We start from the raw sequence: 19,775 nt of genomic DNA, 5'->3' as shown, positions 1-19,775 counted from the left end.
CCGCCGTCCATCCATCGTTAGCCATCATGTGCCTGGGTGTTGAACTTCTGTGATTCTGGCTTCGCCCCTGAGAGATCTGATTCCACGCCTCATCCAGGGTTACCAAGCTGTTGGCATGAGTTTTTCTGACTGGGGAATTCGATACTACCCCTGACGGCGGAAGGGATTTCAGTGACCAGTTACATATCCTTCTTAACGCTACAGGTGGGTGGGGCAGGTCGATTACTTAAACGTATTTCTAGCTAAAAATGTGTAGGTAAAGGGATTTTTCCGTACGCCCGTGCTTTTTTGACCGTACTACGTTACCCGCAGCTTAGTAATGTTTTTAGTATGTGTACTAACGAGTAGGCATCCTAAAGAGCAACAAGGCTAGGCCTCTTGTGGTCGATAGTACAGTTAGTGATCTGAGGAGAATTTCTGGGCGGATGGCTTCCACCAGATAGCGAATATTGCCCAGGATCGGGTAGTTGCGACGCACGGCGTGGGGGCTTTGCAGCAAATCGAAAATCCCCAGCAGGCTCAAGGCCAGTGACACGGCCGTGAAGGGCCACAGCCACTCATGGTGCATAAAGGGCAGGCTGGCGAGGGTGAAGATGACGCAGAATGCAAAAAACGCATAACGGCTTAACAGTGACAGGCTCATACGGTTTCCTGTTTCAGGCTGGTCTGTTCCGCCGGGCGGTGATGCCTGGCGTGGTCAAGAACAGAAAAAGGACAATAGAACCCTCTCTTTGAGTCGGAGGTTTGCTGGGGGGAGTGTTGGTCATCTATCAAGCAAATGCCAACTCCCTGTCAGATTATTCATTGAACGGGATTTCATCTGTGGCAGCATCCCGACCAAAGTCGGGCACTTCATACAGAAGGCTCGGGTAAAAGTGACATCTGTGTATTTTCAGGGGCGTTGGGTCGTGCAATCCTTCTTGACCTTACTGTTTTGTTGGCCGAAATCCGTGACCTCATTTGAACCCGCAACCTCCAGAATCATTCGTATTGCCGCTGCCGTAGTGATTGGCCTCGATGGGCGGACCCTGCTGGTGCGCAAGCGCGGCACCCAGGCCTTTATGCAACCCGGCGGCAAGATCGATGCCGGTGAGCAGCCGGTCGACGCCCTGGCCCGTGAGCTGGAAGAGGAGCTGGCTTTGGTGATCGACCCGGCCAGCGCGACCTGGCTGGGCCATTTCGCTGCCCCTGCGGTCAACGAACCGGGTTTTGAGGTACAGGCCGAGCTGTTCCTGGTGCATATCAGTCAGCCCGTTGTGGCAGCGGCAGAAATTGAAGAAGTGCAGTGGATCGACCCCGAGGGCGATGGCGGCCTGGTACTGGCGCCGTTGACCCGGGATCTGGTCCTGCCGTTTTATCGCAATGCCTTGCAGTCCCGGACGGCCTGATGATTCCAGCCCATGAATTGCTGATTTTTGCTGCGGCCTGCCTGCTGTTGGTGCTGACGCCAGGGCCGAACATGATCTACCTGATCTCGCGCTCCATCTGCCAGGGGCGCAAGGCAGGCGTCACATCGTTGCTCGGGGTGGTGGCGGGTTTTTTCGTGCACATGTTTGCCGCCGCTGCGGGTTTGACGGCGGTATTTATGGCTGTACCGATGGCCTATGAGGCACTCAAGTGGGCGGGCGCCCTGTATCTGCTGTGGATGGCCTGGCAAGCTGTACGCCCGGGTGCCAGCTCACCGTTCGAAGCCCGGGACCTCGCGCCGGATGCCATGCCGAAGCTACTGACGATGGGCTTTATGACCAGCGTACTCAACCCCAAGGTGGCGGTGTTCTATTTGTCGGTTTTCCCGCAATTCATCAACCCGGAACACGGTTCGATGTTCACTCAGAGTATTGTATTGGGTCTGACTCAAATCAGCGTCAGCTTCACGGTTAACCTGCTGATCGCGCTGTTTGCCAGCGGTATTGCCGTGTGGTTTGTACGCAACCCGCTATGGCTGGCCGTGCAGCGCTATGTGATGGGCGGTGTGCTGGCCGCACTGGCGGTGAGGCTGATGCTGGAACAACGTAAAACCGTATGACCTGGACCCGTAATGGCTATAGAACTGCTTGAACCCGCAAACGCCAAGGCTTATCGCCAACTGATGCTTGAGGCTTATGCGCAGCACCCCGAGGCTTTTGTATCCTCCATAACCCAACGTGAGAAGTTACCGCTGAGCTGGTGGGAAGCAAAACTGGACGATGAACTGAGCGCCCTGTTCGGTGCTTTTGTCGATTCCCGACTGGTGGGCATTGTCGGCCTGGCATTCGAACCCTGGGAAGATGCCCGGCACAAGACCACGTTGTTTGGTTTGTATGTGTCGCAGGCTTTTCGTGGGCAAGGGCTGGGGGAGCATCTGGTGCAGGCGGTGGTTTCACTGGCTGAGCAAGAGCCCGAAACCAAGGTGATCGAACTGACGGTCAGCGCTAACAGCGATGCTGCACTGGCGTTGTACCAGCGCTGCGGTTTTGCACAGTCTGGGCTGGAAGACTGCGCAATTCGGGTGGGGGAGGCCTATTACGACCGGGTGCATATGCGCCGGTTGGTCAATATAGAAGAGAGCTGACCGGGCTCTGGGTGGGCGCGGGCAAGCCCGCTCCCAAACTGCCTTGCCGTTGTCAGCGAACCGCACTCACGCCATCCAGCGTCGAAAATGACGTGTCCTTGGCTGTCAGCAAAAAGTCGCGCATATAAGGTGCATCCAGCATGTCGGCGCGAATCGCGGCGTAGAGTGTCGCAAACAGGCCTTTCTCGCCCAGGCGTTTGGCCTTCACATAACCCCGTGAGCTGTATTCATGCAGCGCCCAGTGCGGCATCCCGCAGACTCCCCGGCCGCTGGCTACCAGCTGCATCATCATCACTGTCAGCTCCGAGGTGCGAACCTGCGCAGGTTCTACATCGGCCGGCTCCAGGAAGCGGGTAAAGATGTCGAGGCGATCGCGCTCCACCGGGTAAGTGATCAGAATTTCGCTGCTCAAATCCTCAGGCACGATAAATGGCTTGCTGGCCAATGGATGCTGATTGGCCACTGCTAGCATGGCTTCATAGGTAAATAGCGGCACATAGGTCAGCCCGGCGATTTCCTGCGGGTCGGACGTGACCACCAGATCCAGATCGCCCCGGGCCAGTGCCGGCAAGGGTGCGAAGGCAAAACCGGATGCCAGATCCAGCTCGACCTCGGGCCAGGCATCGCGGAACTGGTCAATGGTCGGCATCAACCACTGGAAGCAGCTGTGGCACTCAATCGCCATATGCAGACGACCGGCCGTTCCGCCAACCAGACGTGCGATATCGCGCTCGGCACCGCGCAGCAGGGGCAGCATGGCATCGGCCAGTTGCAACAGGCGCAAGCCGCCGCTGGTGAAGCGAACCGGTTTGGTTTTGCGCACAAAGAGGGGCATGCCCATGCGCTCTTCAAGCTCTTTGAACTGGTGGGATAAAGCGGACTGGGTCAGGTGCAGGCGTTCGGCTGCTTCGACCAGACTGTCTGACTCGCGCAACGCGTGCAGGGTTTTGAGGTGACGAATTTCCAGCACAGTGGCTCCATGAGTAACTTTGATGATCAACACGAAAACGTTGAGTTTGTCTCATGTTGTGGCGGGTGTCGATAATAGTGCCATTACTTACACGAAGGAATGTTGTTATGGCCCTGGCACACAATCTTGGTTTCCCCCGCATCGGCGCAGACCGCGAGCTGAAAAAAGCACTCGAAGCCTATTGGAAGGGTGATATTGACCAGGCCGCGCTGAAAGACGTTGGCCGCCAATTGCGTGCCACCCACTGGCAGTTGCAAAAAGACGCAGGCATCGATTTGTTGCCGGTCGGTGACTTTGCCTGGTACGACCAGGTGCTGACCCACTCATTGACGTTCGGCGTGATCCCCCCGCGTTTTTCCAGCACCCTGGACGAGCAGCGCCAGCCAACCCTGGATACCCTGTTTGGCATGGCTCGCGGTGCCAGTCAGAGCTGCTGCGGTGCTGAGCACGGCAAAGGCCAGTATGCCCAGGAACTGACCAAATGGTTCGATACCAACTACCACTATCTGGTACCGGAATTCAGTCAGGACCAGCGCTTTGATCTGAGCTGGAACGAGCTGTTTGAAGAAACGGCAGAAGCACAGGCGCTGGGCCACAAGGTCAAACCCGTGATCATTGGCCCGTTGACCTACTTGTGGCTGGGCAAGGCCAAAGGCAACGAATTCAACAAGCTCGACCTGCTGGAAAACCTGCTGCCGGTTTACGCTCAAATCCTGTCCCGCCTGGCTGAGCAGGGCGTGGAATGGGTACAGATCGACGAGCCGATTCTGTCGCTCGACCTGCCACAGGAATGGAAAAACGCCTTTGAACGCGCGTATCACATTCTTCAATACTCGCCACTCAAGAAGCTGGTTGCCACCTACTTCAGCGGCCTGGAAGACAATCTCGGCCTGGCGGTTGGCCTGCCGGTGGATGGCCTGCACGTGGATCTGGTGCGTGCTCCCGACCAGTTGCATGCCATTCTGGACCGCCTGCCGACTTACAAAGTGTTGTCCCTGGGCCTGGTCAATGGCCGCAACGTGTGGCGCTGCGATCTGGAAAACGCCCTGGCGCAACTGCAGGAAGCCGAAGAGCGTTTTGGCGATAACCTGTGGGTAGCCGGTTCCTGCTCGCTGTTGCACAGCCCGGTGGATCTGGACCGCGAAACCAAACTGGATGCCGAGCTGAAAAGCTGGTTAGCCTTCGCCAAGCAAAAGTGCGCTGAAATTGCAGTGCTGCGTGATGCGCTGAATATCCCGCAAGACCCCAAGGTACAAGAAGCCCTGGCCCAAAGTCGCGCCGTACAACAAAGCCGGGCCAGCTCGCCACGTATTCACAAGGCCGCCGTACAAGCCCGTATTGCAGCGATCACCGACGCCGACAGCCAGCGCCAGTCACCCTTTGCTGCACGGATCGAAGTGCAGCGTGCCCGCTTGAATCTGCCGGCATTCCCGACCACCACCATCGGCTCGTTCCCGCAGACTGCTTCGATTCGTCTGGCGCGTCAGTCTTACAAACAAGGCAAGTTGTCGACCAGCGAATACACCGACGCGATGCACAGCGAAATCCGCAACGCTGTACTGGTCCAGGAACGTTTGGGTCTGGACGTACTGGTACACGGCGAGGCCGAGCGCAATGACATGGTCGAGTATTTCGCCGAGCAACTGGACGGCTATGTGTTCACCCAATACGGCTGGGTACAGAGCTACGGTTCACGTTGCGTAAAACCGGCCATCATCTTCGGCGACTTGAGCCGCCCGCAGGCCATGACTGTTGAGTGGATCAAGTACGCTCAGGGCCTGACCGACAAGGTGATGAAAGGCATGCTGACAGGCCCGGTGACCATGCTGATGTGGTCCTTCCCCCGCGAAGACGTATCGCGCAAAGTACAGGCGCAACAACTGGCTCTGGCGATCCGCGATGAAGTGGTGGATCTGGAACAGGCAGGGATCAAAATCGTGCAGATCGACGAAGCCGCGTTCCGTGAAGGTTTGCCGTTGCGCCGAGCACAGTGGCAGGAATACCTGGACTGGGCGGTGGAAGCCTTCCGTCTGTGTGCCTCGGGTGTGGGGGATGAAACCCAGATCCACACCCATATGTGCTACAGCGAGTTCAATGATGTAATCAAGTCGATTGCCGCGATGGACGCGGACGTGATCACCATCGAAACCTCGCGCTCGGACATGGAACTGCTTGATGCATTTGAAGCGTTCGACTATCCGAACGACATCGGCCCGGGTGTGTATGACATCCACTCGCCACGGGTGCCGGAAACGGCCGAGATGATCAAGTTACTGAGCAAGGCAGCGCAGCGTATTCCCGCTGAGCGGCTATGGGTCAACCCCGACTGCGGCCTTAAAACCCGGGCCTGGGCCGAGACTGAAGCGGCACTGATCAACATGGTGGCGGCAGCACGGCAACTACGCTTGCAAGCCGCTTGAGATCAATAGCCCCTCTCCCTCCGGGTGAGGGGCTTTGAGGTGTTACCTGACAATTTTATCGACATGAATATCCAGCTTTTTCAGGCGGTACCAGAAGCTGCGCTCGGATATGCCGATTAACTGCGCCGCCGCAGCCTGTACGCCATTGGCCTGTTGCAGGGCACTTAGAATGTAGGCTTTTTCGACTTCGGCCAAGGCGGCTTCCAGGTCGGGGGGCACGCTCGGTCCGGGGGCAAGCAAGGCACTGCTCTGGCCGGGTTGGGCACTGAACAGGTAGGGCGGCAGGTCACTGTCCTGGATAGTGCTGCTATTGGCCACAATGGTGGCGCGCTCCACGCAGTTTTGCAGTTCGCGAATATTGCCCGGCCAACTGTACTGGGCCATCGCCTGCAAGGCGCTGGGGCTGAAACCGGTGATGCGTTTGCCTGCGGTAGCACCCAGGTTATGGGCAAAGTGCCGCGCCAGCGAGGCGATGTCTTCAACGCGTTCGCGCAAGGCGGGCAGCGGAATCGGGAAGACGTTCAGGCGGTAATACAAGTCTTCGCGAAACTCCTTGTCGGCTACGGCTTGCAGCAGGTTTTTGTTGGTGGCGGCGATGACCCGCACATCCACCTTGCGCTCTCGCGGATCCCCCACTGGCTCGATCACCCGTTCTTGCAGCGCCCGCAGGATTTTTGCCTGCAAGGCCAGGGGCATATCGCCCACTTCATCGAGAAACAGGGTGCCCTTGTCGGCCTGCATAAAGCGCCCGACCCTGTCTGCTACGGCGCCGGTAAACGCGCCTTTGCGGTGGCCGAACATCTCGCTTTCAAGCAGCCCCTCAGGAATCGCCGCACAGTTGACCGCGACAAAGGGTTTGTCGGCGCGGCTGCCGTGTTTGTGGATGGCGCGGGCGACCATCTCTTTGCCGGTACCGCTTTCGCCAGTCAGCAGGATCGTGGCGTTGCTCTCGCGTACCGAGTCGATGGCCTGCAGCACCCGGCGAAAGCTTGGGCTGTCGCCAATCAGGCTGTCGATGTGCTGGTGCTCGTCCAGCTCGGCGCGCATGCGCGCGTTGTCGCGCAAAATGTCGCGAAACTGCAGGGCTTTGCTTACCGTAATATCCAGCTCGTCGATATCAAAGGGCTTGGCGATGTAATCGTAGGCGCCGTTACGTATGGACTGTACGGCGTTTTTTACCGTGCTGTAGGCGGTCATTACAATCACTGGCAGGTTCGGGTAACGCTGTTTGATCTCGGCCAGTAACTGCGGGCCGTCCATGCCGGGCATGCGCCAGTCGCTGATCACCAGGTCGATATCTTCCTGCTCCAGAACTTCAAGTGCCTGCAGGCCGTTGCTGGCAGTGAAGACCTGAATCCGGTTCTGGCTCAGTGCCGAGCTGAGCAAGTCGCAGAGTTTGGGCTCATCGTCGACCACCAGCACGTTATGACTCATGTTTCATCCCCTCCGTGGGCCGGAATGTACAGGTTGAAGGTGGCTCCGACGTCTTTCTCGCTGATGCATTCGATGCGTCCGTCGTGGCTGTCCATGATGGAGAACACTTTGGCCAGGCCCAGCCCCGTGCCTGAGGCTTTGGTCGTCACAAAGGGCGTGAAAATACGCTCAAGCATATCGGGTGCGATTCCTTCTCCGGTATCAGCAATGCCTATTACTGTGTAGTCCTCTTCGCGGGAAATACGTACGGTCAGGCATCCGCCCTCAGGCATGGCGTCGATGGCGTTGATGATCAGGTTCAGGCACGCCTGTTTGAGTTGTCCGGCATCGGCGTACAGGGTCGCACCGGGCGCCTGATCGTCGATGTGGGCATCAATAGTGTGGCTTTCCAGCTCCGGTTTGCAGAAACCCAGAATGTCTTCGACCAGAGGCCGCGCCAGCTGCGGCGCACGCACGGGGGCGCTGGGCTTGGCGAATTCGAGAAACTCGGTGATCAGGTCATTGATGCGGGTCACTTCGCTGACCACATACTCCAGATGGCGCTTGTCGGTTTCACCCAGATCGGCCCGGCGGTGCAACAGTTGGGTCGCGGTTTTGATAATGCCCAGCGGATTGCGGATTTCGTGGGCCAGGCCCATGGCCACCTCGCCCAGGGCATGCAGGCGGTCGCGGCGACGCAATTGGGCTTCGAGATGATGCAGCTCGCCCAGTCGTGCGGTCATATGGTTGAAGGTGCTGCTCAGCTCGGCCAGTTCGTCGTTGCCCGACACCGCCACGCGTTGGTTGTAGTCCCCGGCAGTGACGGCGCGTACCCCTTCGGAGAGGTCGCGCAACGGCCGGGTAAGGCGTTCGGAAACCAGCCAGCCGACGGTCAGCGACAGTACCGAGCCGACCAGGAAGATCAACGCGAACAGGTTGCTCTGGTTGACCAGCCCCACCAGGCTGCTATGGCGCAGCAGGCCACTGTAGATCACCCCTTGCAGCTCACCGGTGTCGTTGAGGATGGGCCAGTACAAGCCGCTGTAGCGGCTGGTGAATTGTTCGCTGGGCTGACGGGTTTCCCGCAGGGTTTGTTCGATGGCGCCGGGCACCATCAGCTGGCGGTCTTCGAAACGCTGGCTGGAGAATATCTCGGCAAAGCCTGCCGTATTGGACAGGTACAAACGCAAGTCGAGGGAGTGCACGTCGGCCACGCTGGTCAGAAAGCTGCTGTCCATATAGGTAGCCACCAGCAGCTGATAGTTCACTCCATCCTGGCTGGTGGCAAAGGTCGAGACTACGGTGCCGGTTGGCACACCGCCGACATTGATAGTTTGCAGTACAGCGTTGGGGCTCAGGCTGATCTGGTCGACAATGGTGTCGCTGGCGGTACTGAAAATCACTTTGTGGTCGCTGTCACGGATCAGCGCGACCACGTCTATGCCCATGGCTTCGGCGATATCGGCAGTCAGCCGGTCATGGCGGATGGCCTTGCTGGAGGACGGCGGGTGGGCGTGTTGCAGAAGCAGCTTGGCGGCGCGGGCGTTGTCCGCGAGGATTTCGCTGATCTCGTCCTTGACGATTTTGGTCGACTCCTGCAGCCAGACCCGTACGTTACTGTCGAAAATCTGCGACAGGGTGGTCGCTGCCAGTTCGGCAGCAATCATGGTCGGGATCACGCTGACCAGCCAGAACGCCAGCACCAGTTTGCGCTGTACGGTCCAGCGCGACACTTTGAAGGGTTGTGGCTGGCGCGGTGTTTTGGGCGTGGTGGGCATTAGTACTCGCTTATCGCAGCCGCCAGTGCCGGGTCGTGGCGGTCAGGGCGAATGAACAGTTTGACCAGTTTGAGTGCGTTATTGATCAGCCAGTTGCGATGCCGGAAAAACAGCGTATTGCTTTGAAAGGTGCAGCCCAGACGAATCTTGCTCGCGTAGCCGGCCTGACCGCATTCGTACAGGGCAATATTGTGACGTATGCAGTAATCGACATTCACCAGCCAACTCCTGAAGTACAGATTGTAGTCACGGGTGAGCTCAAGGTCGTGACCAAAAAACTTGTCGATCAGACGGTGTTCGTCAATCAACACCAGATTGAACGCCACCAGTTGATCGTCGAGCCAGTACAAAACGCACACTGCCCGGTCGCCGAGTTGTTGGAGGATACCGGTGAAATAGGTCGCTGGTAAGCGCTCCAGTTGCAGATCACTGCGCGCCAGGCTGGCCTCGTACAGGCGCATGATTTCAGGCAAGACGTCGTCAATTGCGTTGCGCCATTCCACCCGTGGGCCAGGTGTACGCAGTTTGCGGCGCATGTCTTTGCGGGTGGACTTGCCCAGCGAGCCAAGGTAGCCGTCCACTGACCCAAAGGGCACGGGCAGCGTCGCACTGGGCAAGCCGGGCATGGCCTGAAAGTCCGCCGCCTTGCAGCTGTGCGCCCAGTCAGCGTCATGGCTGGGGACGTCCTTGACGGCAATCAGGCCGATACCCAGGCGGGCCGCATCGGTCTGGGCCAGGGTCAGCAGCCGGGCGAGCAGGGCAGGGCGCTGCGCCGCCTGTACATGACTGGCCGTTCCCGCACTGCATTGTTCGGTCACCGGTGAGCCGATGGCGTAAAGCTTTAGCTGCACCAACCCCGGGAGTGCGCGATTGAGTTTTTCGGTAAAGCGTTTGCCGATGCCCTGGACCGTGGTGTCGAGGCGATAGCACGTGGTGAACGCAGTCGCTGCGGCAATCAGGGTGGAACCTTCGAACAGCGTCAGGTAACGCCATGCAAAGCCTTCAATCCCGGCTTTTTCGACGGCCATAATGTAATCCCAATCCTCCAGGGCATCTGGAAAACAGTCATTCCAGGCTTCACGGTCGATTGCCTGAATGGATGAAAAGACTTGGGCTGTAATCATGGGGCGTCCTTGGGCTCAGGCCTGCTTGAGGTACTCGACAGGGACCGGTGCCGTGCGGCTGTTTTTCTTGATAAAGGCGTCACTCAGTTCGATCACGCGGCGGTATTGCAGGTCGACGGTGATCATGTGATAGCAGTTGTCGAGCAGCACCTTGGTCACCGGCCCGCCCAGATGGCGTTCGACGTAATCGGCGTTCCAGCGGCTGGTGATATCGTCTTCAATGGAGTGCAGCACCAGGGCTTTGGTGGTGATCGAAGGCATGCGTTTTTTCACCACGGCATTCATCCGGTGCAGTTCACGCACGGTGATCCCTTCCATCGTCAACAACCCGGCATTGCTGCTCTCGCCGGATTTCATCTGGCGCTCGACAATGGCCCTCAGGCGCTGGTTTTTAATACCGTAGGGCGGCTTTTCCTCAAAGCTGCACAGGTGCACACCAAAGGGGATCTTCATCAGCAGCGGGGTCATAAAGGCCAGCTTGTTGATGCTCCAGCCGTCATAGCGCAAGGTCGTGGAGTACATCAACAGCCCGGCGACCTGGCCCGGGTGTTCGGAGGCCAGGTACATCGACATTACCGCACCCATCGACAGCCCGCCGACGAACACCTGCTGGTGGCGCTGGCGGATCCCGGCAAAGGTCTTGCGCACGCCTTCATACCAGTCCAGCCAGCCGGTGGCCTGCAGGTCGCTGTTGTCACCGCAGTGCCCGGCCAGGGTGGGGACGTACACCGTGCACGTCCCGTCTTTTGCCAGCCCCTGGGCAACCCGACGCAACTCCGTCGGGGTGCCGGTAAGGCCGTGGATCAACAAGACCCCGACCTCACCCGTGCCGAGAACGAAACCGGTGTTGCCTTCGCCCAGATCGATCTCTGCCCCGTTCACCGTTTCATGGCCCGAGCCAGCAGGCGATCGAGCAGGGCTATGCCCAGATCGATTTCGGCGTAGCTGATTTCCAGCGACGGCGCCAGGGTGATAACGTTCTTGTAGTAGCCGCCCACGTCGAGAATCAGACCCAGACGTTTGCCGTCGATTTCGATATCCCCCTTCATGCCTTCCTCAACCATGAAGTCGAGAGTGGCCTTGTCCGGGGTAAAACCGTCCGGGCCGCAGATTTCGCAGCGCAGGGCCAGGCCCAGGCCATCGACGTCACCGATGATCGGGTAGCGTTTTTGCAGATCTTGCAGGCCGTCGAGGAAGTACTTGCCCTTGGCCATGACCATCGCGCCATAGTCGACTTCGCTGGTCATCTTGAACATTTCCAGGCCCACCGCCGTGCCCAGCGGGTTGGAGGCGAAGGTGGAGTGGGTCGAGCCCGGCGGGAATACCTTGGGGTTGATCAGCTCTTCACGGGCCCAGATGCCGCCCAGCGGGTTGAGGCCGTTGGTCAGTGCCTTGCCGAACACGATGACGTCGGGTTTGACGTCGAAGTGTTCGATCGACCACAGCTTGCCAGTGCGCCAAAAGCCCATCTGGATTTCGTCAACCACCATGAGAATGCCGTGCTGATCCAGTACGTGCTTGAGCTCGCTGTAGAAGTTCATCGGCGGGATTACATAGCCGCCGGTGCCCTGGATCGGCTCGACGTAGAACGCGGCATATTCGCTCTGGCCGACTTTCGGGTCCCACACGCCGTTGTATTCGGTCTCGAAAAGACGGGCGAACTGTTGCACGCAGTGGCTGCCGTACTCTTCCTTGGTCATGCCTTTTGGCCCGCGGAAGTGGTACGGGAACGGGATGAAGTTGGCGCGTTCGCCAAAGTGGCCGTAACGGCGACGGTAGCGGTAGCTCGAGGTGATCGATGAGGCGCCCAGGGTGCGGCCGTGGTAACCGCCCTCGAAGGCGAACATCAGGCTTTTGCCGTTGCTGGCGTTACGCACCACCTTCAGCGAGTCTTCGATGGATTGCGAGCCGCCGACGTTGAAGTGCACACGACCGTCGAGGCCGAACTTGTTTTTGGCGTCGACTGCAATGCGCTCCGACAGCTCGATCTTGCCCTTGTGCAGATACTGGCTGGCGATCTGCGGCAGGGTGTCGATCTGTTGCTTGAGGGCGTTGTTCAGGCGCGGGTTGGAATAACCGAAGTTGACTGCCGAGTACCACATTTGCAGGTCGAGGTAGGCCTGGTCTTCGGTGTCCCACACGTAGGAGCCTTCGCAGCGGCTAAAAATGCGCGGTGGTTCGATGTAGTGAACGGTGTCGCCGTACGAGCAGTACTTGGCTTCTTTTTCCAGAAGAATCTGGTCTTCAGGGGTAGCGATTCGAATATCAGACATGATTGAAGAGTTCCTGCTGTTCACGAGAATAGTGGGGCGCGTTGGCGGCATGGCTCGGCAGTTTGGCGAGCAGGGCCGGGAGTTCGGCAAAGGAGTCAAATCGTGCGTACGGGATACCGTTGCGCTCGCAGTGGTCGGCCAGGCTGTCCCTGGCAAAGACGAAATCGGCGCCAGAGGCCACGCACATGTCGGAGCGGCCATCGCCAATCACCAGCACGCGTTTGCCGTCGGGGGCGGATTTGCACTTGCAGTTGCCCGAGGCGGCACGGCAGGCGTCGCTGGAATAAGGGAAGTCGATGCGCCAGCTGTTCTGGTCGACCTGACGCAGGCGGTTGGCCAGGATCGGCAACAGGCTTACGTAGTTACGGGCCAGAATGCGGGCGATGGCTTGTTCGATGCCGTCACTGACGACCTCGATGGAGGCGCCAAGACCGATGACGTGGTCGACGAAGTCGGGGAAGTCAGGGTCAATCTCAACGCTGTCGAAATAGGCCAGCAGCTCGGCAGGCGTGGCTTTGACCAGCGACAGCTGGCGGCTCAGGCATTCACGCGAACCGATGTCACCCTGCAACCATTGGTCTTCGATCGCTTCCCAGCTGGGGTCGGCGAAACGTTGAAGAATGTTGTCGATGACGTCGGTACGGGTAATGGTCCCGTCGAAATCACACACGATATGCCATTGCATCATCTGCATTGTCCTGTCGAAAAGGCGCGCTTTTTGCGCTTGCCAGAGGACATAGCATTGACTGTGCCAACTATTGAAAGCCCCGTGGGCTGGGGCTCTGCGCGAGTTTTTGGGTGGCAGTCGGGCTTGAAGCTACAATTTTTGTAGCTTGCTACAAACAACATGAGTGCTTGCGCAGGCCGCGCTAAAAAGGGATTGATGCGCGCATAGAACCTCTATGGAACCCTCGTGATGAAAACTCCGGTCTGTGCTTTTTTGCTGCTCACTTTGTTGGGCGTCAGCGCGGCTGCCCATGCCGCAGACGGCCCCAGTGGGGAAGTGGGCATGGGGATTGGCTATCAGCCGTATGATCCAAGCGCCAGCCGCTACCAGACAGTGCCATTGCCGTATTTTGATGTGGACTGGGGCGATGTCAGCCTCAATACCGATGACGGCCTGACCTGGAGTGCTTTCAAGGCCAACGGCTGGAGCGCCGGGCCCTTGCTCAATTATGTGCCGGGGCGCAATGCCAATGGTTCGCTGCGGGGCCTGCGCGATGTTTCAGACATGGCCATGTTCGGCGGCTTTGTGCAGTACAGCCCGGCTGACTTCTGGCGTGTCTACGCACAGCTCGGGCAGGCGGTGGGTGGTGCAGGCGGTCAAGGCGGGGTGCTGGGTCAGGTCGGGGGCGAGTTGGGTTACCCGCTGGGGCTGGGGATTATCGGCAGCAGCCAGTTGGCGGTGCACTTTGCTGATGGTCGGCAGATGTCGACCTTTTTTGGCGTAAGTGACAGCGAGGCGCAGGCGTCAGGGATTTCCGCGTACAAGGCCAGTGGCGGCCTCCAGAATGTTACCTTGACCCAGAATTTCGAGTTTCCGCTGACCGCGAACTGGTCGCTGGTGACCAGTGCCAGCTGGACACGCCTGCTGAGGGCGGCGGCGGACAGCAGCATCGTACGCGAGCAGGGCAATGTGAATCAGGGCGCAGTGCAGACGGCGGTCAGTTACAAATTCTGAAGCGGCCCTCCCAACCCTCTCCCGGAAAGAGAGGGTTGGGCTAAGGGAAAGCAGGCTGTGACTCAATGTTCCGGTTCACCATCGGCCAGCAGCGCAATCCCGCCGACAATCACCGCCACGCCTGCCCAGTGCAGTGCGCTGATTTGCTCGCCAAGGCCCAGCCAGGAGCCCATCAGCACCCCGACAAATACCAGTGAACTCAAGGGAAACGCCAGCGACAGGCTGCTGCGGCGCAATATCAGCATCCAGACAAAAAACGCGCCGAAATAACAGGCAATGGCCACCCATACTCCCGGGTTGAGCAGCACGGCCTGGAGCCACTGCAGGGTGAAGTCCATCTGTCCCAATTGATCGCCACCGATTTTGGTGGCTATTTGCCCTGCGCTCTCGAGGGCAATCAACAAGGCCCACAGCACAATCGTGCCCAAACGCCCGTGCAGCCAGCCGTTATCCGGGGCTTTTAACCCGTCAGTGTTTGCCATTGCTCAACTCCTCAAGCTGCGGTGATGCAGACCAGCATCACTCCAAGGGTAATAACCAGAGTGCCCATCCAGCGCCGACGGCTGACGTGTTCGCCCAGGAACACCTTGCCGGCGAATACCACACCGCAATACGCCAGCGCAGCGGCCGGGAATAGCAAGCTCAAGGGTGCCCTGGACAGGGCCTCCAGCCAGACGAAGAACTCAATCACGTAAGCGCCGACCCCAGCCCACAGCATCGGTGCACTAAATACCTGACCCCAGAAGGCATTCAGGCGAAAACCACCCTCCAGTTCCGGCAAGCGGTCCAGGCCGATTTTGAAACACAGCTGGCCGATAACATCGAGCACAATGGAAAACGCCACCAGCGCAATTACGATCAAGGACATGGGAACAGTTCCTCGAATAAATGGATCAGCGCTTCATTGGTGGTTGAGTTGCGCAGCAGATCGCTTTCACTCCAGCGCCCAGGTGCTGGCTGGTCCGATCGGGCCTCCCAGCGTTTGAGCACATTGCGGTGCGCAGCCTTGGCAAACTCACCGCAAACATCAATACCCAATACCCGCTTGCTGGTGGCCAGAGCACGAAGGGCGTGAAGCAAGTGGGTCAGGCGCATACCGCCCTGATCCCAGTTGGTGGCGGCGTCTTCGCTGGCGAGTACGTCTTTGTCCACGGTTATCCAGATCGCTTCGGTAGGCAGACTGCGGATCAACTCGTCGAGAAAGGTCGGCCAGTCCTGATCGGCGAGGTTGCGCCAGTGCAACAGGTTCTCGTGCTGCTCGTGCCCTGCGCCGTCGCCGATTCGGCCCCAGACCTTGGTGGGGGCATGCTGCCAGGGGAATAGTTGCAAATCGCCACGGCACAGGGCTCCGAGATTTGCGCCCTTGAACTGCGGGTTTTGCAGGTCGTCACTGCAGGGGCCGAGGGTGACTATGCGTTTGATGTTCGGCAGCTTCAAGGCGCGGTTGACCCACGAACCGCAATGGCGGCGGGGGGCAAAGCGTACCCAGTCAGGATGGTTGTCGAAGTGGATCAGGGTGATCGGTTCGGGCAAGTCCGCGAGCAAGGCCGGGGTCAGGTGGTGATAGTCGCCGGAGCCTATAAAAAAGATTTCTGGCCGCTGCGTGGAGCGTTTCGGCCGTTGTTGCAGGCGTTCAGCGAAGCGCCGGTAATTGCGTTCGGTGGACCACAGACGCAGTTGCGGCCCCAGTTCCAGCAAGTCCATGCGTGTGGCACGACCGTCGGTCAGACGTTGCTTAATCGGTGCTTGTGAGGTCAGGCTGTGATCAAGATCGAGAATATTCAAAGTGTGATTTACCCCATGTCATCGCCGCCGATCCAGGCAGGGCGGGCTTTATGGGGTAAATGCAAGGGGCGGGCCAAACAACTTGGCCAGTGGGGGCCGGGGTTGCCAGCGAGGTTGTCACTGCTGTTTATCTGGCAAACCGCGTCATGTGTATTGCGAGCAAGCCCGCTCCCATCGTTTCAGTGCAGGCGTACCCAAACGCTGACCAACACGGTCGCGGCCATCAGCCAGGCTACGGCGGCCAGCGCCAGCGAGGCTTCAAGGCGCATGCGATCGACCAGCACGTACAGGGCAGCGAGGTACACGAAGTAAGGAATGATCGACCACATGCCGAACACAATGGTGGTTTTCAGGTCGTCCACCGAGCGGCCTTTGCCGACGATGTAGTGGGCGATAAGGGCAAATGTTGGAAACAGCGGCACAAGCCCTGCGATGTAGTAGTTTTTGGTTTTGGCCAGCATGGCCAGAATGATCACCACTCCAGCGCCCAGTGCAGCTTTGAGAATCAGATCCATCAGTGCGCGAGCCCGTATTTTTTGACTTTATCAAAGAGGGTGGTCTTGGCCATGCCCAGTTCCTGGCTGGCCTGGGTCAGGTTGCCGCCGCTGCGTTGCAGGGCATCGTTGAGCAGGTTGCGTTCGAACGCTTCCACCGCCTCGGAAAACCCCAGCCCCTGTGCTGCATTGCTCCCCGGCTTTTTGAACGCCGGCAGGCCCAGGGCAAAACGTTCGGCCACGTTGCGCAGTTCCCGCACATTGCCCGGCCAGTCATGGCTCATCAGGCTGGACAGGGTCTGGTTATCCAGCTCCGGGGCCGCACGGTCGAAACGCAGTGATGATTGCTGCAGGAAGTATTCAAACAATTGCAGGATGTCTTCGCGGCGTTCGCGCAAAGGAGGCAGCTCAAGTGTGACCACGTTCAGGCGGTAGTACAGGTCGCTGCGAAACTGGCTGGCCTTGCTCAGTTGGTCGAGGTCGGATTTGGTCGCCGCGATAACCCGGCAGTCCACATCGATGCTCTGGTTGGAGCCCAGGCGCTCCAGAGTGCGCTCCTGCAAAACCCGCAGCAGTTTGATCTGCAGGTTGAGCGGCATGCTTTCCACTTCGTCGAGAAACAGCGTGCCGCCATGGGCGTGTTCGATTTTGCCGATGCGACGTTTGCCTGCCCCGGTAAAGGCGTTGGCTTCGTGGCCGAAAATTTCGCTTTCAAACAGGTTTTCCGGCAGACCACCGCAGTTGAGGGCGACAAACTGCTGGGGCTGGCGGCGGCTGAAGTCGTGCAGGCAGCGGGCGACCAGCTCCTTGCCGGTACCGGTTTCACCTTCAATCAGCACGTTGGCTGAAGTATCGGCGACGTTGGCTATCAGTTCGCGCAACTGCTGCATGGCCGGCGAGCGGCCGATGATGCGTCCTTCAAGTGAATCACGCTCGGCAAGCTGACGGCGCAACGACCAGACTTCCCGCGCCAGGCTGCGCTGCTCCAGCGCACGACGGGCCACATCAACCAGGCGTTCGGGGGAGAAGGGTTTCTCCATAAAGTCATAGGCACCGTCACGCATGGCGCCCACGGCCATGGAAATATCGCCATGCCCGGTAATCAATACCACCGGCAGGGTGCGGTCGCGGGCCTTGAGGTGCTTGAGCAGTTCAAGACCATCCATTCCGGGCAGGCGGATATCACTGATGACGATACCCGGGAAGTTGTCGCCTACCAGCGCCAGCGCCTGTTCGGCACTGCTGACGCCTTCGCTGCGAATATCTTCGAGCGCCAGCGCCTGCTGGCAGCCGAGCAGAACATGGGGATCGTCTTCAACAATCAGGACCGTCAGGTCGTTATTCATGGCGTGTCGGCCTTAGCAGGTTGTACCAGCGGCAAAAGAAGGACAAATGCGACACCACCGGTGACCGGGAACTCGACACTGAGGCTGCCGCCGGCAGCAGCGGCCAGGCTGGCCGACAGGGTCAGGCCAAGGCCTAGACCCTGTTCGCCGGGTTTGGTGGTGAAGAAAGGTTCAAAGAGATGTTTGCGTGCTTCTGGCTCGATCCCGGGACCGTTATCGCGCACGCACAGACGGTATTTGGCGTCGTTGGGCTCGCCCGTCAGCCACAGTTGCGGTTGTGTCGCCTGACCTTGCATGGCGTCCAGCGCATTGCCAATCAGGTTGACCAGAATTTGCTCAAGTCGGGTTTGATCAATCTTGAGCGCCACCTCCGTGAAGTCTCGATGCAGTTGCACCCCTGATTCTTCCATGCGGCTGGCGAGCAGTTGCAGGGCGGCGTCAACGGCCTTGCCCAGGCAGGCCTGGCCATGATCGTCACCGCGGCGGGCGAAGGAGCGCAGGTTAGCGGTGATGCGGCCCATTCGGTCGACCAGATTGTTGATGGTGCCGAGGTTGTCCGCGGCGACCTTGAGATCACCGCGTTCAAGAAAACGCACGGTATTGCCCGACAGCGTGCGCAAGGCCGCCAGCGGCTGGTTCAGTTCATGGGCGATGCTGGTGGACATCTGCCCGATGGCCGCCAGCTTGCCCGCCTGTACCAGTTCATCCTGGGCGCGGCGCAGGGTGTCTTCGGCCTGGCGCCGCTCGCGTATCTGGCCTTTGAGCCGTTCGTTGCTGGCCCGCAGGTGGGTGGTGCGCTCGGTGATCTTGCGCTCCAGCTGGTTGTTGGCCTCTTGCAGGGCTTCCCGTGCAGCCAGTCGGGTGGCTATCACTTTGCGTCGCTCATTCCAGGCAATCAGCAAAAAGGCCAGCAAGGCAAATGCCACCGCCACCAGCATTCCCTGGTTCGCCGCTTCACGGCGCAGGTCTTGCAATGGCGTGAGCAGGGTGATGTCCCAGGGGGTGTCGTTAAGCCTGCGGGTTTGCGCCAGGTAGCTGACTTCCTGGTGGTCGGTCACCACATCGTTACTGCTGGCGAAGGTGACTTTTTCTACGCCTTCGGCGAGGTTTTCCCGCTCCAGCGGTTCCAGCTCGTTAAGCGGCCACCAGTAGTACTGCAGGCTGCGGGCCAGGCGCTCCTTGGTGTCGGCACTGAGCGGGTGGATGGACTTGAGCCGCCGGGTAGGGTCGCTGGACAGGATGATAATGCCGTTCTCGTCGCTGACGTAGGCTTCGAGGCGGGCGCGTTGCCAGCGCTCCTCAAGGGCTTCGAGGCGGACTTTGATCACGGCCACGCCAATGATCTTGCCCTGCTCTTCCAGGCCGTGGGCGAGGTAGTAGCCGGGTTCACCCGAGGTACTGCCAATGCCGTAGAAGCGGCCGGGCTGGCCGCGTACGGCATCCTGAAAGTAGGCGCGAAATGACAGGTCCTCGCCCAGATAACTGTCGGTATCCCGCCAGTTGCTGGTAGCCATCACGCGGCCGGTGGTGTCGAGCACATAGATGGCCCGGCTGCGGCTGCGGCGGTTCAGGCCTTCGAGGTATTGATTGACGGTGACCCGGTTCTGCACGGAGGGGTCGGCGAGCAATCGCGAAACGCTGGACTCCAGCTCCAGCAGGCTGGGCAGGTAAGTGTATTTGCCCAGCTCACTTTCGACGGTACGGGCATGCAGTTCCAGTTGGCGTTCGCCGGTTTCGCTCAGGGTACGAATACCGAAGTGTTCACTGATGCGATAGCCCGCGTAGCCCAGGCCGATCGTCAACAGGATGATCAGCAGAGGCAGCAGGAAATGACGGAGCAGGCGAGGTTTCACGGCAAGTGAGGGCGGAGCACCGCGATAAAGAGTGGGGTCGCATTTCATCACAGATGCCTTGGGTCAACCACTGTGCAGTGGTTGACC

18 protein-coding genes and 1 pseudogene are annotated in these 19,775 nt (G+C 59.2%); 5 read left to right on the top strand and 14 right to left on the bottom strand.

Annotated elements, in window-relative coordinates:
* Positions 1 to 412 precede the first annotated feature (412 nt).
* Positions 413 to 643: pseudogene (locus tag EQV96_RS11435) on the bottom strand (FMN-binding glutamate synthase family protein); the annotation flags it as partial.
* Positions 644 to 950: 307 nt separating this feature from the next.
* Between EQV96_RS11435 and EQV96_RS11430 the strand changes: the two are divergent.
* Genes EQV96_RS11430 through EQV96_RS11420 form a run of 3 tightly spaced genes read left to right on the top strand, consistent with a single transcriptional unit; the run spans position 951 to position 2,551 of the window.
* Complete coding sequence (locus EQV96_RS11430) at positions 951 to 1,388, top strand: NUDIX domain-containing protein (protein WP_095001627.1); 438 nt, start codon at positions 951 to 953, stop codon at positions 1,386 to 1,388.
* Positions 1,388 to 2,026 carry a LysE family translocator gene (locus EQV96_RS11425; RefSeq protein WP_095001425.1) on the top strand — a complete coding sequence of 213 codons (639 nt, stop codon included), beginning with the start codon at positions 1,388 to 1,390 and terminating at the stop codon, positions 2,024 to 2,026. The genes EQV96_RS11430 and EQV96_RS11425 overlap by 1 nt, the downstream gene beginning before the upstream one ends.
* A gap of 12 nt (positions 2,027 to 2,038) precedes the next feature.
* On the top strand, positions 2,039 to 2,551 hold the full coding sequence (locus EQV96_RS11420; RefSeq protein ID WP_095019472.1) for a GNAT family N-acetyltransferase: 513 nt from the start codon (positions 2,039 to 2,041) through the stop codon (positions 2,549 to 2,551).
* A 52-nt stretch (positions 2,552 to 2,603) separates the two neighbouring features.
* Here the strand turns inward: EQV96_RS11420 and metR are convergent, their stop codons facing one another.
* Positions 2,604 to 3,521: a transcriptional regulator MetR gene (gene metR / locus EQV96_RS11415; RefSeq protein ID WP_095001423.1), complete on the bottom strand. Its 918-nt coding sequence runs from the start codon at positions 3,519 to 3,521 to the stop codon at positions 2,604 to 2,606.
* A gap of 107 nt (positions 3,522 to 3,628) precedes the next feature.
* On the opposite strand from metR, the gene metE reads away from it, so the two are divergent.
* Complete coding sequence (gene metE, locus EQV96_RS11410) at positions 3,629 to 5,941, top strand: 5-methyltetrahydropteroyltriglutamate--homocysteine S-methyltransferase (RefSeq protein ID WP_095001422.1); 2,313 nt, start codon at positions 3,629 to 3,631, stop codon at positions 5,939 to 5,941.
* Between the two features lie 42 nt (positions 5,942 to 5,983).
* On the opposite strand, the gene EQV96_RS11405 is transcribed toward metE, so the two are convergent.
* From EQV96_RS11405 to EQV96_RS11380, 6 genes are read right to left on the bottom strand one after another with little or no spacing between them, the layout of a single operon-like run.
* Positions 5,984 to 7,375, bottom strand: coding sequence for a sigma-54 dependent transcriptional regulator (locus EQV96_RS11405; protein WP_095019471.1), 1,392 nt, complete (start codon positions 7,373 to 7,375; stop codon positions 5,984 to 5,986).
* Positions 7,372 to 9,132 (bottom strand): ATP-binding protein, encoded by a 1,761-nt coding sequence (locus EQV96_RS11400; RefSeq protein ID WP_095001420.1) that lies wholly within the window; start codon positions 9,130 to 9,132, stop codon positions 7,372 to 7,374. The genes EQV96_RS11405 and EQV96_RS11400 overlap by 4 nt, the downstream gene beginning before the upstream one ends.
* On the bottom strand, positions 9,132 to 10,256 hold the full coding sequence (locus EQV96_RS11395) for a GNAT family N-acetyltransferase (protein ID WP_095019470.1): 1,125 nt from the start codon (positions 10,254 to 10,256) through the stop codon (positions 9,132 to 9,134). Before EQV96_RS11395 ends, EQV96_RS11400 begins: the two co-directional genes overlap by 1 nt.
* A 15-nt stretch (positions 10,257 to 10,271) precedes the next feature.
* Positions 10,272 to 11,138 carry an alpha/beta fold hydrolase gene (locus EQV96_RS11390; protein ID WP_240882037.1) on the bottom strand — a complete coding sequence of 289 codons (867 nt, stop codon included), beginning with the start codon at positions 11,136 to 11,138 and terminating at the stop codon, positions 10,272 to 10,274.
* Complete coding sequence (locus EQV96_RS11385; RefSeq protein ID WP_095001417.1) at positions 11,135 to 12,529, bottom strand: aminotransferase class III-fold pyridoxal phosphate-dependent enzyme; 1,395 nt, start codon at positions 12,527 to 12,529, stop codon at positions 11,135 to 11,137. Before EQV96_RS11385 ends, EQV96_RS11390 begins: the two co-directional genes overlap by 4 nt.
* A complete protein-coding gene (locus EQV96_RS11380; protein WP_095031948.1) occupies positions 12,522 to 13,217 on the bottom strand; it encodes an MtnX-like HAD-IB family phosphatase in 696 nt (231 codons plus the stop codon). The genes EQV96_RS11385 and EQV96_RS11380 overlap by 8 nt, the downstream gene beginning before the upstream one ends.
* Before the next feature lie 228 nt (positions 13,218 to 13,445).
* Here EQV96_RS11380 and EQV96_RS11375 point away from each other — a divergent pair, with 228 nt between their 5' ends.
* The gene (locus EQV96_RS11375; protein ID WP_240882035.1) at positions 13,446 to 14,210 is read left to right on the top strand and encodes a MipA/OmpV family protein; all 765 of its coding nucleotides are present in this window, start codon (positions 13,446 to 13,448) and stop codon (positions 14,208 to 14,210) included.
* A gap of 62 nt (positions 14,211 to 14,272) precedes the next feature.
* On the opposite strand, the gene EQV96_RS11370 is transcribed toward EQV96_RS11375, so the two are convergent.
* From EQV96_RS11370 to EQV96_RS11345, 6 genes are all read right to left on the bottom strand, one after another.
* Positions 14,273 to 14,692: a transporter gene (locus EQV96_RS11370; RefSeq protein WP_095001414.1), complete on the bottom strand. Its 420-nt coding sequence runs from the start codon at positions 14,690 to 14,692 to the stop codon at positions 14,273 to 14,275.
* A gap of 11 nt (positions 14,693 to 14,703) precedes the next feature.
* Positions 14,704 to 15,078 (bottom strand): EamA family transporter, encoded by a 375-nt coding sequence (locus EQV96_RS11365; RefSeq protein ID WP_095001413.1) that lies wholly within the window; start codon positions 15,076 to 15,078, stop codon positions 14,704 to 14,706.
* Positions 15,069 to 15,995 (bottom strand): arginase, encoded by a 927-nt coding sequence (locus tag EQV96_RS11360; RefSeq protein WP_240882033.1) that lies wholly within the window; start codon positions 15,993 to 15,995, stop codon positions 15,069 to 15,071. The genes EQV96_RS11365 and EQV96_RS11360 overlap by 10 nt, the downstream gene beginning before the upstream one ends.
* A 179-nt stretch (positions 15,996 to 16,174) precedes the next feature.
* Entirely contained in the window at positions 16,175 to 16,501 is a 327-nt protein-coding gene (locus EQV96_RS11355; RefSeq protein ID WP_169844883.1) for a GlpM family protein, read from the bottom strand.
* An 8-nt stretch (positions 16,502 to 16,509) separates the two neighbouring features.
* Complete coding sequence (locus EQV96_RS11350; RefSeq protein WP_095001411.1) at positions 16,510 to 17,835, bottom strand: sigma-54 dependent transcriptional regulator; 1,326 nt, start codon at positions 17,833 to 17,835, stop codon at positions 16,510 to 16,512.
* Positions 17,832 to 19,736 (bottom strand): ATP-binding protein, encoded by a 1,905-nt coding sequence (locus EQV96_RS11345; RefSeq protein ID WP_095001410.1) that lies wholly within the window; start codon positions 19,734 to 19,736, stop codon positions 17,832 to 17,834. Before EQV96_RS11345 ends, EQV96_RS11350 begins: the two co-directional genes overlap by 4 nt.
* Between the last annotated feature and the right edge of the window lie 39 nt (positions 19,737 to 19,775).

It is taken from the genome of Pseudomonas sp. TMW22080, from assembly GCF_022496745.1.
GTDB classification, from domain to species: domain Bacteria; phylum Pseudomonadota; class Gammaproteobacteria; order Pseudomonadales; family Pseudomonadaceae; genus Aquipseudomonas; species Aquipseudomonas bubulae.
The sequence above is the reverse complement of the archived record's forward strand: the minus strand, read 5'-3'. Positions and strand labels throughout refer to the sequence as shown.

What these genes read in the sequence shown, in the direction of transcription:
- EQV96_RS11380 (WP_095031948.1), bottom strand. Translation starts at nt 13,217, where the DNA reads ATGATGCAATGGCATATCGTGTGTGATTTCGACGGGACCATTACCCGT.
- EQV96_RS11370 (WP_095001414.1), bottom strand. Translation starts at nt 14,692, where the DNA reads ATGGCAAACACTGACGGGTTAAAAGCCCCGGATAACGGCTGGCTGCAC.
- EQV96_RS11365 (WP_095001413.1), bottom strand. Translation starts at nt 15,078, where the DNA reads ATGTCCTTGATCGTAATTGCGCTGGTGGCGTTTTCCATTGTGCTCGAT.
- EQV96_RS11345 (WP_095001410.1), bottom strand. Translation starts at nt 19,736, where the DNA reads ATGAAATGCGACCCCACTCTTTATCGCGGTGCTCCGCCCTCACTTGCC.
- EQV96_RS11350 (WP_095001411.1), bottom strand. Translation starts at nt 17,835, where the DNA reads ATGAATAACGACCTGACGGTCCTGATTGTTGAAGACGATCCCCATGTT.
- EQV96_RS11400 (WP_095001420.1), bottom strand. Translation starts at nt 9,132, where the DNA reads ATGCCCACCACGCCCAAAACACCGCGCCAGCCACAACCCTTCAAAGTG.
- metE (WP_095001422.1), top strand. Translation starts at nt 3,629, where the DNA reads ATGGCCCTGGCACACAATCTTGGTTTCCCCCGCATCGGCGCAGACCGC.
- EQV96_RS11395 (WP_095019470.1), bottom strand. Translation starts at nt 10,256, where the DNA reads ATGATTACAGCCCAAGTCTTTTCATCCATTCAGGCAATCGACCGTGAA.
- EQV96_RS11420 (WP_095019472.1), top strand. Translation starts at nt 2,039, where the DNA reads ATGGCTATAGAACTGCTTGAACCCGCAAACGCCAAGGCTTATCGCCAA.
- EQV96_RS11375 (WP_240882035.1), top strand. Translation starts at nt 13,446, where the DNA reads ATGAAAACTCCGGTCTGTGCTTTTTTGCTGCTCACTTTGTTGGGCGTC.
- EQV96_RS11405 (WP_095019471.1), bottom strand. Translation starts at nt 7,375, where the DNA reads ATGAGTCATAACGTGCTGGTGGTCGACGATGAGCCCAAACTCTGCGAC.
- EQV96_RS11385 (WP_095001417.1), bottom strand. Translation starts at nt 12,529, where the DNA reads ATGTCTGATATTCGAATCGCTACCCCTGAAGACCAGATTCTTCTGGAA.
- EQV96_RS11425 (WP_095001425.1), top strand. Translation starts at nt 1,388, where the DNA reads ATGATTCCAGCCCATGAATTGCTGATTTTTGCTGCGGCCTGCCTGCTG.